At 53.7% G+C, this 12,705-nt stretch carries 10 protein-coding genes and 2 pseudogenes; 3 read left to right on the top strand and 9 right to left on the bottom strand.

The genetic code is table 11. From position 1 onward, the window contains the following. Positions 1-34: 34 nt before the first annotated feature. The gene (gene fadE / locus C1192_RS11610; protein ID WP_038355528.1) at positions 35-2,479 is read right to left on the bottom strand and encodes an acyl-CoA dehydrogenase FadE; all 2,445 of its coding nucleotides are present in this window, start codon (positions 2,477-2,479) and stop codon (positions 35-37) included. 239 nt (positions 2,480-2,718) lie between these two features. Between fadE and lpcA the strand changes: the two genes are divergently transcribed. Together lpcA and C1192_RS11600 are read left to right on the top strand one after the other, a co-directional pair. Further along, positions 2,719-3,297, top strand: coding sequence for a D-sedoheptulose 7-phosphate isomerase (lpcA, locus tag C1192_RS11605; protein ID WP_000284053.1), 579 nt, complete (start codon positions 2,719-2,721; stop codon positions 3,295-3,297). A gap of 202 nt (positions 3,298-3,499) precedes the next feature. After that, positions 3,500-4,267: a class II glutamine amidotransferase gene (locus C1192_RS11600; protein ID WP_001515775.1), complete on the top strand. Its 768-nt coding sequence runs from the start codon at positions 3,500-3,502 to the stop codon at positions 4,265-4,267. Here C1192_RS11600 and dpaA read toward each other — a convergent pair. Next, positions 4,238-4,978 carry a peptidoglycan meso-diaminopimelic acid protein amidase gene (dpaA, locus tag C1192_RS11595; RefSeq protein ID WP_001225687.1) on the bottom strand — a complete coding sequence of 247 codons (741 nt, stop codon included), beginning with the start codon at positions 4,976-4,978 and terminating at the stop codon, positions 4,238-4,240. The two genes, C1192_RS11600 and dpaA, sit on opposite strands and share 30 nt — an antisense overlap. 312 nt (positions 4,979-5,290) lie before the next feature. On the opposite strand from dpaA, the gene C1192_RS11590 reads away from it, so the two are divergent. After that, positions 5,291-6,043 (top strand): C40 family peptidase, encoded by a 753-nt coding sequence (locus tag C1192_RS11590; protein WP_063266445.1) that lies wholly within the window; start codon positions 5,291-5,293, stop codon positions 6,041-6,043. A gap of 53 nt (positions 6,044-6,096) precedes the next feature. Here C1192_RS11590 and C1192_RS11585 read toward each other — a convergent pair. The 7 genes and pseudogenes from C1192_RS11585 to C1192_RS11550 all read right to left on the bottom strand — a co-directional run bounded on the left by C1192_RS11585 (position 6,097) and on the right by C1192_RS11550 (position 12,323). Beyond that, positions 6,097-8,188: pseudogene (locus tag C1192_RS11585) on the bottom strand (flagellar biosynthesis protein FlhA). Continuing rightward, a pseudogene (gene flhB / locus C1192_RS11575) lies at positions 8,172-9,310 on the bottom strand (flagellar type III secretion system protein FlhB). Before flhB ends, C1192_RS11585 begins: the two co-directional pseudogenes overlap by 17 nt. Then, on the bottom strand, positions 9,300-10,082 hold the full coding sequence (fliR, locus tag C1192_RS11570) for a flagellar biosynthetic protein FliR (protein ID WP_038355525.1): 783 nt from the start codon (positions 10,080-10,082) through the stop codon (positions 9,300-9,302). Before fliR ends, flhB begins: the two are co-directional and overlap by 11 nt. Before the next feature lies 1 nt (position 10,083). Next, positions 10,084-10,356 (bottom strand): flagellar biosynthetic protein FliQ, encoded by a 273-nt coding sequence (locus C1192_RS11565; protein ID WP_000958541.1) that lies wholly within the window; start codon positions 10,354-10,356, stop codon positions 10,084-10,086. Between the two features lie 2 nt (positions 10,357-10,358). Continuing rightward, positions 10,359-11,111, bottom strand: coding sequence for a flagellar type III secretion system pore protein FliP (gene fliP, locus C1192_RS11560; RefSeq protein WP_038355524.1), 753 nt, complete (start codon positions 11,109-11,111; stop codon positions 10,359-10,361). Continuing rightward, positions 11,108-11,479 (bottom strand): FliM/FliN family flagellar motor switch protein, encoded by a 372-nt coding sequence (locus C1192_RS11555; RefSeq protein WP_038355523.1) that lies wholly within the window; start codon positions 11,477-11,479, stop codon positions 11,108-11,110. Before C1192_RS11555 ends, fliP begins: the two co-directional genes overlap by 4 nt. Further along, positions 11,472-12,323, bottom strand: a complete 852-nt coding sequence (locus C1192_RS11550; protein ID WP_038355522.1) for a FliM/FliN family flagellar motor switch protein — start codon at positions 12,321-12,323, stop codon at positions 11,472-11,474. The genes C1192_RS11555 and C1192_RS11550 overlap by 8 nt, the downstream gene beginning before the upstream one ends. Between the last annotated feature and the right edge of the window lie 382 nt (positions 12,324-12,705).

Below are 12,705 nucleotides of genomic sequence, written 5' to 3'. Positions count from 1 at the left end.
TAAAGAAACGGAGCCTTTCGGCTCCGTTATTCAATTACGCGGCTTCAACTTTCCGTACTTTCTCCGGCAACTTTACCGGCTTCGTCGCCAGCTCTTCCGGGTCAAAGTCATCAACGTTAATACTGCGCAGACGGCTCTCTTCTGCTTTTACCAGAATGGCGGCTTCATCTTTATCAATCAGCCCCTTCGCCAGCGCGTTGCGCGCCAGTTCATCCAGACGGGTAAATGGCAGGTTTTTACCCAGCTCTTTACAGATGCGCTGATGAATGGGGTCGGCGGCAATCACATCCACCAGTGCCTCTTCCAGCAAACCAACCGGATTATGCTCGCTCGGCGTCAGATACTGACCGCGGCCAATGCGTGAACGGGTGGCGTTTGGCACTTGTAAAATCTTCGCCACTTTATGATCCAGCTTGTCAGACGGTGCCAGATAATGACGTCCGGTCGGGAAGATCACCACATTCAGCAACCCGGCAACCACGCGGTTCGGGAAGTTTTGCAGTAAATCGTCCATCGCCTGTTCAGCCTGATACAGTGCATCCTGTACGCCCCAGTGCACCAGCGGCAGGTCAGCTTCATTGCGGCCTTCATCGTCATAACGCTTCAGAACGGCGGAGGCGAGGTAAAGCTGACTTAAAATATCCCCCAGACGTGCCGAGATACGTTCACGACGTTTCAGGCTGCCGCCCAGTACCGCCATCGAGACATCAGAAAGCAGGGCGAGGTTGGCGCTCAGGCGGTTCAGGTGCTGATAATAACGTTTAGTCGCATCGCCGGTTGGCGTGCTGCTGGTTAAACCGCGCGTCAAACCAAGCCAGAAGCTGCGAACTTTGTTGCTACCGACGTGACCGATATGTTTGAACAGCAACTTATCAAATGCGTTAACGTCATTATTTTTCGCCGCTTCCATCTCTTCCAGCACATACGGATGGCAACGAATCGCTCCCTGACCGAAGATCATCATGCTGCGGGTCAGAATGTTGGCACCTTCAACGGTGATGGCGATCGGCGCGCCCTGGTAAGCTCGTGCCAGGAAGTTGCTTTGCCCGAGCATAATGCCTTTACCGCCGGTGATATCCATCGCATCAATAATCGACTGCTGCCCGCGATGGGTACAGTGATACTTAACGATAGCCGACAGCACGGCGGGTTTTTCACCGAGCATAATGCCGTAGGTAATCAGCGACGCCGCAGCATCCATTACGTAGGCGTTCCCGGCAATACGCGCCAGCGGCTCTTCAATCCCTTCCATCTTACCGATAGAGATTTTGAACTGACGACGAATGTGAGCATACGCACCGGTTGCCAGAGCCACCGACTTCACGCCGCCGGTTGAGTTGGAAGGCAGGGTGATGCCACGGCCCACCGAGAGACACTCCACCAGCATCCGCCAGCCTTGCCCGGCCATTTTCGGGCCGCCGATAATGTAATCGATCGGTACGAAAACATCTTTGCCGCGTGTCGGTCCGTTCTGAAATGGCACGTTCAGCGGGAAGTGGCGACGACCAATTTCCACGCCCGGCGTGGTGGTTGGGATTAGTGCACAGGTAATACCTAAATCTTCATCACCGCCGAGCAGTTTTTCTGGATCAGAGAGCTTAAACGCCAGTCCGAGCACGGTCGCAATCGGTGCCAGCGTAATGTAGCGTTTGTTCCAGGTCAGACGCATTCCCAGCACCTGCTGACCCTGCCATTCCCCCATGCAGACAATCCCGGTATCTGGAATCGCACCCGCATCGGAACCCGCTTCCGGGCTGGTCAGTGCAAAGCAAGGGATCTCCTGACCACGCGCCAGACGTGGCAGATAGTGATTTTTCTGCTCGTCAGTACCGTAATGTTGCAGCAGTTCGCCCGGACCTAATGAGTTCGGCACGCCGACGGTAATCGCCAGGATCCCGCTCACGCCAGAGAGCTTTTGCAGCACGCGAGACTGGGCATAAGCCGAGAACTCCAGCCCGCCGTACTCTTTTTTGATGATCATCGCAAAGAAACGATGCTCTTTCAGATATGCCCACAGCTCTGGCGGCAGATCCGCCAGCTCATGCGTAATCTGGAAATCATTTGCCATCCGGCAGGCTTCTTCTACCGGACCGTCGATAAACGCTTGCTCTTCAGCAGTCAGGCGTGGTTGTGGATAGTTATGCAGCTTTTTCCAGTCCGGTTTACCCTGGAACAAGTCACCTTCCCACCAGGTGGTGCCTGCATCAATCGCTTCTTTCTCGGTGCGCGACATCGGCGGCATCACCTTACGGAAACCACGAAACACAGGCGCAGAAATCATCGATTTACGCATAGGTGCAAAGTTAAACGGCACGAGGATAATGGCCAGAGGCACCAGTACCCACGCCGACCACAGACCTGCGACGCCGAGGGCGGCTGTCCAGGCGAGCAAAAGCAGACTGCTGAAAAATAAGCTCACGCGGTGATAAAACAACGCGCCGAGCAGGACAACCGTAGAGAGAATACTCAAAATCATCATAACGAAAAGCCCCTTACTTGTAGGAGGTCTGACCACTTGTGATGATATGGTTGTAGTAGATGTAAAAATATTTAGCAATGTATTTACAATATAATTACAACAAAGCTCGCATTGTTGCTGTTTTTATCCCCACTTCAGGTCAAAAAGTCCTGGCCATTGCGCTGCCCTGGACTTCTCGCTTCTGGCGGTATCCGGTACACTGCATTTTGTCTATTTAATTTATGCTGAAGGATATCCTCATGTACCAGGATCTTATTCGTAACGAACTGAACGAAGCGGCGGAAACGCTGGCTAACTTTTTAAAAGATGACGCCAATATTCACGCCATTCAGCGCGCGGCGGTCCTGTTAGCAGACAGCTTTAAAGCCGGTGGTAAGGTGCTTTCCTGCGGCAACGGCGGCTCCCATTGCGATGCTATGCACTTTGCAGAAGAGTTGACCGGTCGTTACCGTGAAAACCGTCCGGGCTATCCGGCGATTGCCATTTCTGATGTCAGCCACATCACCTGCGTCGGTAACGATTTTGGATTTAACGATATTTTCTCCCGCTACGTTGAAGCGGTAGGTCGCGAAGGTGACGTGCTGCTGGGGATCTCCACTTCCGGTAACTCTGCAAACGTGATCAAAGCGATCGCGGCGGCGCGTGAGAAGGGGATGAAAGTGATCACCCTGACCGGTAAAGACGGCGGCAAAATGGCTGGCACAGCGGATATTGAAATTCGCGTTCCGCACTTTGGCTATGCCGACCGTATTCAGGAAATTCACATTAAAGTGATCCATATTCTAATCCAGTTAATCGAAAAAGAGATGGCTAAGTAAGTCTGGCGTAGGCCGGATAAGGCGTTTACGCCGCATCCGGCATTTGTGCGCTGATGCCTGATGCGACGCTGACGCGTCTTATCATGCCTACAAATCTGTACCCGAACTGTAGGCCGGATAAAACGTTTACGCCGCGTCCGGCCAGAAAATCCTTAAACCAATCTTCGCCGGGGGCATTTCCCTGCTGTTGTGGAGGTTACCAATGTGCGAACTGCTCGGGATGAGCGCCAACGTCCCAACCGATATCTGCTTTAGTTTCACTGGGCTTGTGCAGCGAGGTGGTGGAACCGGGCCGCATAAAGATGGCTGGGGGATCACTTTTTACGAAGGAAAAGGTTGTCGCACATTTAAAGATCCACAACCCAGCTTTAATTCCCCCATCGCCAAACTGGTTCAGGACTATCCGATAAAATCCTGCTCGGTAATCGCTCATATTCGCCAGGCGAATCGGGGCGAGGTGGCGCTGGAAAATACTCACCCGTTTACCCGTGAACTGTGGGGACGCAACTGGACGTATGCGCATAATGGGCAACTGACGGGCTATAAATCACTGGAAACCGGCAACTTTCGCCCGGTGGGCGAAACCGACAGCGAAAAAGCCTTCTGCTGGTTGTTGTATAAATTGACGCAGCGTTATCCGCGCACACCGGGCAACATGGTGGCGGTATTTAAATATATCGCCTCACTGGCGGATGAACTGCGGCAGAAGGGCGTCTTCAACATGCTGCTTTCGGACGGACGTTACGTGATGGCGTATTGTTCAACCAATCTGCACTGGATCACCCGCCGCGCGCCGTTTGGCGTGGCAACGTTGCTGGATCAGGATGTGGAAATCGACTTCAGCTCGCAGACCACACCGAATGATGTGGTCACGGTGATTGCAACTCAGCCGCTGACGGGCAATGAAACCTGGCAAAAGATTATGCCAGGCGAATGGCGCTTATTTTGCCTCGGGGAGCGTGTAGTTTGATGCCAGTTGTGGTTGCACCACTTCGTGGCTCAACGGCTTGCTGACCACGTAACGGCCATTGACGACAGAAACCGTCGGTGGCTTACGAGTCTGTTCAAAGTAGTCGTAGCCCGGCTTCAGTTGTTCCCAGAAGTCCTTAAAGTTGGAATACTTATGGCGCTTCATATTGGCGTCGGTCATGCGGAAAGGATAAATGCTCACCTGCACACTCGGCTGACCAAACACCAGTGCGCCAGTAACGAACTGGAAAATCTCATCAATACCCTGATTGGTCATCGCGTAGCAACCGATAGAAACACAATCGCCGTGAATCATCAGGTATTTCCCTTCGTAACCATGCGCGCGGTCATAGGCGTTGGGGAAACCAATATTAATTGCTTTGTAGTAACGGCTGTCTGGTTTTAATTGATTACGCTGAACGCTATAAAACCCTTCCGGACTTTTGAAATCGCCCTGACGCTGTTTGGGGCCTAACCCGCCGGAATATTTACAAATTTTGTAGCTGTCGAGTAATTGATATTGCTCGCCCATTTTGACGTAGAGATCGAGCGTGCGCTCTTCCTTGAAGATTTGGATGTAGACAGGGGATCCCATCAACTGCTGCTTATACTCTTTGCTCACTGGCGTGGTGGAACTACCGCTGCCCAGCAAACTGGCAAACGAAACGCACGGGATCAACAACATCGCAAGAATTAATGCGATTTTACGCATACTGCTTATTCCTTGATAAAACGGTTACACACGCCAGGGCGGCAAAATAGATCCCAAATCGGAATAGTCTGGATTTGGAAGGCTCACATTAGCACCAAAAGAGTTTTACGCAAGCCTGTCGGTGCTGGGTTTACAAATTTAGCATAAGGGGCGATTTTCAAAAGTCCGAAAAGCGGCTGTATAGCGGATTTATTAATTATTTCCTAAGGTTATGAAACTGCAATAGTAATATGCAAATAAGCGATTAATAATCCTATTTACCCACCCGCTCCTTTAAAATTATCACCTTCATTCAGCCAGTTTATATCCTTCATGTATTCGTTCTCTCACGGCAGATTTCTGCGCCTGGGCGTGTTTTCTTTGTCCCTTTGGCTTCCTATATTTGCCAACGCCACTCCCACATCACACACCTCCTTCAGTTACGCCGCCCGCCAGCGGATGCAAAACCGTGCGCGATTGCTAAAGCGATACCACGCGCATCTGAAAAAACAGGCCAGCTACATTGTAGAAGGGAACGCACAAAGCAGAAGGGCGCTGCGCCAGCACAACCGCGAGCAGATAAAACAGCATCCAGAATGGTTTCCTGCGCCGCTCAAGTCGAGTGACAGACGCTGGCAGGCGTTGGCAGAAAACCCCCATTTCTTAAGCAGCGACCACCTGCACAATATCACCGAAGTGGCGATTCACCGCCTGGAGCAACAGCTTGGTAAGCCTTACGTCTGGGGCGGCACGCGGCCTGATAAAGGCTTCGACTGCAGCGGGTTGGTTTTTTATGCCTACAACAAGATTCTCGAGGCGAAGCTCCCGCGCACGGCCAATGAGATGTATCACTACCATCGGGCAACGATTGTGGCGAATAACGACCTGCGCCGGGGAGATTTGCTGTTTTTCCATATCCACAGCCGCGAGATAGCCGATCATATGGGCGTGTATCTGGGCGATGGGCAATTTATCGAGTCGCCACGTACCGGCGAAACCATTCGGATAAGCCGGTTAGCCGAACCTTTCTGGCAGGACCATTTTTTAGGTGCTCGGCGGATTTTGACGGAAGAGACGATTTTGTAGGACGGATAAGGCGTTTACGCCGCATCCGGCAATTGTGCACTGGTGCCGGATGCTTACATCAACGCCCCCATAATCTTCAACTCCAGCTCATCCGGCACTTCGTTATACGACAGCACATGCAGCCCCGGCGCAAACAACCTTGCGTAGCGCGCCAGCAAAGGGCGTAACTGCGGCGGCACCAGCAGCACCGGGTCTTTCCCCGCCGCTTTCATCTGTTCCTTCACCTGCGGCATCGTACTCTGGAACTGGTTGAGCATATTCGGGTCAACCGGCACGCTGTCGAGCATCACTTTGCCGCCCTGTTGCGCCTGATTCACCACGTTGGTCAGCAGATTTTCCAGCTCATTATTCAGCGTATACACCGTCAGCTCCTGCTTGCGAACGAACGGATGGGTAATACTGCGCCGCAGCGCCAGGCGCACATCGGCCGCCAGCAGAATATGATCCTTGGTCACCGTGCTACTGGCGACCAGCACGGTGGCGATGGTGACGATATCGCGCAGGGAAACGCCTTCGGTCAACAGAGCCCGGTACACCTTCAGCAACTGGCTGTAGTTCAGCGCCGCGCTCAAATCTTCCGCCAGTCGCGGAGCCATCGACGACAGGCGGTTATGCAACTGCGTGATGTCATCATAGTTAAACAAATCAGGAATATAGCTGCGCACAATCTTGTTCACATGGGTGGCAATCACGCTGGCGCTGTCGATCACCTGATACCCCATATTCAGCGCCTTCGCTTTCTGCGCAGGCTGTATCCAGGTCACCGGCATCCCATACGCCGGGTCGTTACCCAGAACGCCATCAATCTCGCCGTAGGTTTCGCTGGAGGGCAGGGCCATCAGTTTATCCGCCGGAATATCCGCTTCATCAGCCTTAATGCCGTTGATGAAAATGGCGTACTGACTGGGCTTGAGGCGGAAGTTTTCCCGAATGCGGATCTCCGGCAATAGCACGCCGTTGCCGTCGGAAATCACCTGCCGGACGCCGCGAATCCGCTGGGTGAGCGGGTTGCCCTGCGCTTTGTCCACCAGCGCCACCAGCTTGTAGCCGAGGCTTAAACTGATGGGCTCAATCAGCGGAATGGTTTCCCAACTGACCTATTGCTCGCTGGTTTCAGTGATGGTGCGGGTCAGCGTTTCGAGGCTTTTCTCTTCCGCCTCTGCTGCCTGCGGGCGTTTGCTCATTCGCCAGCCGGTATAGCCAAGCAGGGCGCTGAACATCAGGAACGGCAGGTGCGGCATTCCCGGCACCACCGCCAGCACAAACATAATTCCGGTGGCGGTGTAGAGCACCGACGGGCTTGCCAGGAGCTGGTTACGCACGTCATGGGCGATATCGCCGTTATCGCTGACGCGGGTGACGATAATCGCCGCCGCCGTGGAGAGCAGCAGGGAAGGGATCTGCGCCACCAGCCCGTCACCGATGGTCATCAGCACATACTGCTGGAAAGCGGCATCGGCGCTCAGGTTATATTTGAAAATCCCGATACAGACACTGCCGATCAGGTTGATCGCCAGAATCATCATCCCGGCGATGGCATCGCCACGCACAAACTTCGACGCCCCGTCCATCGCGCCGTAGAAATCGGCCTCGCTGGCAACGTCTTTACGCCGGGTTTGCGCCTGTGCCTGGTTGATCAATCCGGCGTTAAGATCGGCGTCAATCGCCATCTGCTTGCCGGGCATCGCGTCCAGGGTAAAGCGGGCAGAAACCTCGGAAATACGCTCGGCTCCTTTGGTGACGACGATAAAGTTGATGATCATCAGGATGATAAACACCACAAAGCCGACGACAAAGTTGCCGCCAATCACCACCTGACCAAACGACTCAATCACCTTACCCGCCGCACCTGCGCCGAGATGCCCGTGCAGCAGCACCACGCGCGTAGAGGCGACGTTGAGCGTCAGGCGCTAAAGTGGTGATTAGCAAAATGGTCGGGAACAGGCTGAATTCCAGCGGTCTTTTTGCCGACACCGCCACCAGTAGCACCATCACCGCCAGCACAATGTTGAAGGTGAACAGAATATCCAGCAGCGCAGGCGGTAGCGGCAAAATAATCATCGCCAGAATACACAGGATCACCAGCGGCACGCCGAGATTGCCGCCGCGCAGCAGCGCGAGGAACGATTTAGTTGTTTTCGCCATCCAGTTTAAGCACCTCTTTGGGAATGGAAATATGTCTGTTCAGCGCCGGGCGCGGCTGTGCGCCGTCGCGCCAGTGTTTCATTTGCAGGACGTAGGTCAGAACGTGGGCGATGGCCCGGTAAAGCTGAAACGGAATTTGCTGGTTAACCTGGGTGGTGTAGTAAACCGAGCGCGCCAGTCGCGGAAACTCCACCACTTCCACCTGATTTTCAGCAGCGACCTGGCGAATATAGAGCGCAATTTCATCAGTGCCTTTCGCCACCACAAACGGCGCGGCGGCGCGTGACTGGTCATACTGCAACGCAACGGCGTAGTGGGTCGGGTTGGTGATCACCACGTTGGCTTTCGGCACCACTTTGCGGATTTGCCCCATCGCCAGTTGCCGTTGCAGCCGCCGCACGCGCGCTTTTACTTCAGGCTTGCCTTCCTGATTTTTGTACTCTTCTTTTAGCTCCTGTTTGGTCATCTTCAGCCCTTTGGTGAACAGAGCTTTCGCCAGCGGCACGTCGATCAGCGCAAAGAAAATAAACAGGATGACAAAGTTGCGCATCACGCTGGCGTAGAGCGATAAACCCTCATTCATCGCCAGTTTGAACGGCAGCGACTGCAGGCCGAGAAAGGCGGCAAAGTTATTGCGCAGGCTAATCCACAGCATTACCAGCACCACCACCGATTTCACCGTCATCTTCCCTGTTTCCGCCAGATGTTCACTGGAAAACAGCCGCCCAATGCCTTTTAACGGGCTGATTTTGTTGAAGTCCGGGAGGATTTTTTTCGGCAAGAACAGCCAGCCGCCAGGCACCAGCGAAGAGAGTAGCGCGGCGGCGGGCATCGGCAGCAAGGTGAGGATAAACTTGCCGAGGATCAGCAGGTGATGGCGCAGAAACTGGCCGATCACCTGTGGGTTATTAATCTCCTGCGCATACTGATGCACGCTGATAAAACTCTCGCGCACAAAATCGGCATACCACGGAAACTGCTGGAGATCACCACAAACGCCGCAAACAGGCTCGCCGCCAGCCCCATATCCTTCGAGCGCGGCAGTTGCCCCTCTTCGCGCGCTTTACGCAGCTTTTGCGCCGAGGGTTTCTCTGTTTTTTCTTCGCTGCTGCTATCCGCCATAGTGACCTTTCAGCGCGTCGAGTTGCTGCAACACAAAATTCGCCAGATGCAGATAGTGATCCGGCAGGTTGTAGAGCAGGGTGGCAAAGCAGACCAGCCCCGCCAGCATGTTGATGGGAAAGCCGAGCGAAAAAAGGTTCAGCGGCGGCGCAATGCGGTTGAGCAGGCCAAAGCAGCCCTGCACAATCAGCATGATGAAAGTGGTCGGCAGCGCCAGCAGCGATGCCGACGCCAGCACCCAGCTAAAGGCCAGCGCGATGGTGCGCAGGGTTTGCGGATGCAGTGCGTTGCCAATCGGCCAGTAGGTGAAGCCCTTGTACAACACGCTCACCAGCAGCAGATGCCCATCCATGGCAAAAAACAGCAGGATCGCGTAGACGTTGATAAGCTCCGCCAGCACAGTGGTTGATGCGCCGCTGCTCGGGTCGTTCATCACCGCCATGCTCATCCCCATATTGAACGAGAGAATTTGCCCGGCGAGTTGCAGCGCGAGAAACAGAAACTGAAACATCAGCCCGAACAACATCCCCCATAAAATTTGCTCCACCGTCAGGATCAGACTGTTGAGCGATAGCAAATCATGGGGAATGGGATGCGGGATCAGCGGCGTGATGATGATTGCCAGCGCCAGCGACAAAATAATCCGCACGCGCATGGTCAGGGCGCTGTTATCGAGCACCGGCACATAGCGCAGAAACGCCATAATGCGCACGAAGGGAAACCATAGCCCCAGCGCCAGATCCGTCAGTTGTGTAACGTCGCTTGTGCGCATCTCAATGAACCAGCAACGCGGCCTGGCTAAACAGGTGAATGCACAGATCATGCAACTGGATAATCATCCATTTGCCGCACACCCCCAGCACCACCAGCGTGACAATAAGCCTCGGCAAAAAGCTCAGGGTCTGTTCATTAATCTGCGTCACCGCCTGGAACACGCTCACCAGCAGGCCGACCAGCAGACTTGGCACCACCAGTACCGAAACCAGTAAAATCACCACTTTTATGCCGCTGGCGACAATGTCGGCGGCTACGTCTACGGTCAACATAATCAGCCCAGCCCCAGCCCGCGAATGCTGGTGGTGAGCGTGCCGATGGTCAGCGACCAGCCGTCGATCAGCACAAACAGCATCAGTTTAAACGGCAGTGAAACAATCAGCGGCGACAGCATCATCATCCCCATCGCCATCAATACGCTGGCGACAATCAGGTCGATAACCAGAAACGGGATGTAAATCATAAAGCCAATCTGGAAAGCGGTTTTCAGCTCGCTCAACACATAGGCGGGCACCACGATCGTGAGATCCTGGTCGGCGGCATTGCCCTTCGCGCCGCCGATGGTCATGATTTGCGCCATCGCTTTTTTGTCGGTTTGCGCCAGCATAAAGCGTTTCAGCGGCGTCGCGGCGGTGCTTAAGGCATCGGTCAGGGTAATCTGATCGTTTTCGAACGGCACCACCGCGTGGTCGTAAATATTGAGCCAGATAGGGCGCATCACCAGCAGGGTGAGGGAGAGCGCAATGCCAATCAGAATGCGGTTTGGCGGCGTTTGTTGCAGCCCCAGCGCCTGGCGCAGCAGCGACAGCACGATAATAAAGCGCGTAAAGCAGGTCATCATCAGCACCCTCGTCGGCAGCAAACCGACGAGGGTCATCAGAATCAGCACCTGAATTTTGACGCTGTACTCCTGAGTGTTGCCGTGAGTGACCACGTTAAGCAGCGCAATATCGCCGCCCTGGGCGATTGCCAGCGGCGCGAGCGCCAGCAGCGCCAGGCCCAGTGTCAGTTGAGTGCGGCGTTTCATGGCGCCAGTTCGTTGATGTCGCGGGTGTTGAACTCCAGCACGCGCAGGCCATACTTCTCGTTGACCACCACCACTTCCGCTTTGCCCAGCAGGATATTGTTTACTTTGATATCCAGCGGCTCCCCGGCGAGTTTATCCAGCTCAATCACCGTGTCGTCGTCGATGTTAAGCAGGTCGGCTAACATGATTTCCACCGACGATACTTCCAGCGTTAAGGTCACCGGAATGCGTTTCAGCAGCGTCATCGAGTCGGAAAAGCGATCTTCCTGGCGGGTGACCCGCGTTGCGGCGTCGGCGGATTTCACGACAGGCGCAACGTCATCCGTCAGGCCAAAATCCTCAGCTAAAATATCTTCTTGCTTACTCATGGCTATTCTCATTTTTGCCTGCCAGCTCCGACAAAAACAGTTTGTCTTTGTCTTCCACAATCAGGGCACTAAATAATTCAGATTGCCCAATCGCCACCGGGAATGTTTCTCCCAGAGAAATGGGTAAAATATCCCCGGCTTTTATCTGCGAGAGAGCCGCAACATTCATCGACAGCTCGGCAATTTTGACGTTCAGGGTCAGCGGCAGGGAGCGGATGATTTCTTTAATCAATGCCGGTTTATTAACGGATTTCGCCACCTGCTGCGGTTTACTGTGCTCGCTGTGGCGAATCAGATTTAAAATAAAATCGGTGTGGGCGTCGTCGAGCAAAATACGAAAACTGCTCTCTTCATCGCCCGCCAGGGTGAAGGTTAATTGGTACGTCCAGTGGGTAATTACCGTGCTGCTGTCCAGTTTTAATTTCAGCGCAATACCGGAGGTTTGCAGATTAAATATCAGTGTGCAGATATCCAGCGCGAGTCGGTTTTTTAATCGCGTTTCGGTTTTAGTCGGTAGCCCGTGATGGGGTTTCGTCTCTTTGAGAGATGACTCCAGACCATAAAAATTGCCCAACAGCATTAACAATAAGGAGCGATCAATATCAAACGCCAGATGCCCGACCTGGGAAACCATCAGCTCAGCGTTTTTATTTATAATATCCATTTCGCAGCCAATCTTTTTTAAGGTGATATTGCTGCGATGCTTTTTAAGAAAGTAGCTGCCAAGATGTGAATCAATCACGTCAAAATTCCCTGTAAACAGGGTCGGCAGGCGATGGTAGGGGCGTCCGAGCCGATTACCTTCTAATTTAAAGATGCCTGGCGTTTTACTGTACTTCAGCATGGCTTACTTTCTCTGCTGTAATGGTAAGGGCGTTTTTGTGCACGCAATTCCGGCAGTGACACAGGGTGAGGTATTAAATAGAGGGGGCGTGAAAGGGGCAAATTATTAATAGGATGAAAAAATAATTAAATTATTAATAGGTGAGATATCAGGCATCGTCATAAAACATTGCACGAACTGTAGGCCTGATAAGACGCGTCAGCGTCGTATCAGGCGTCGGCGCACAACTGCCGGATGCGGCGTAACCGCCTTATCCGGCCTACCGTTCAGGTGCAGGCTGTAGGCCTGATAAGACGCGCAGCGTCGCATCAGGCGTCGGTGCACAATTGCCGGATGCGGCGTAACCGCCTTATCCGGCCTACCGTTCGGGCGCGGGCTTGTA

This window comes from Escherichia marmotae (assembly GCF_002900365.1).
Lineage (GTDB): Bacteria > Pseudomonadota > Gammaproteobacteria > Enterobacterales > Enterobacteriaceae > Escherichia > Escherichia marmotae.
This window is presented reverse-complemented; position numbering and strand designations above follow the sequence as displayed.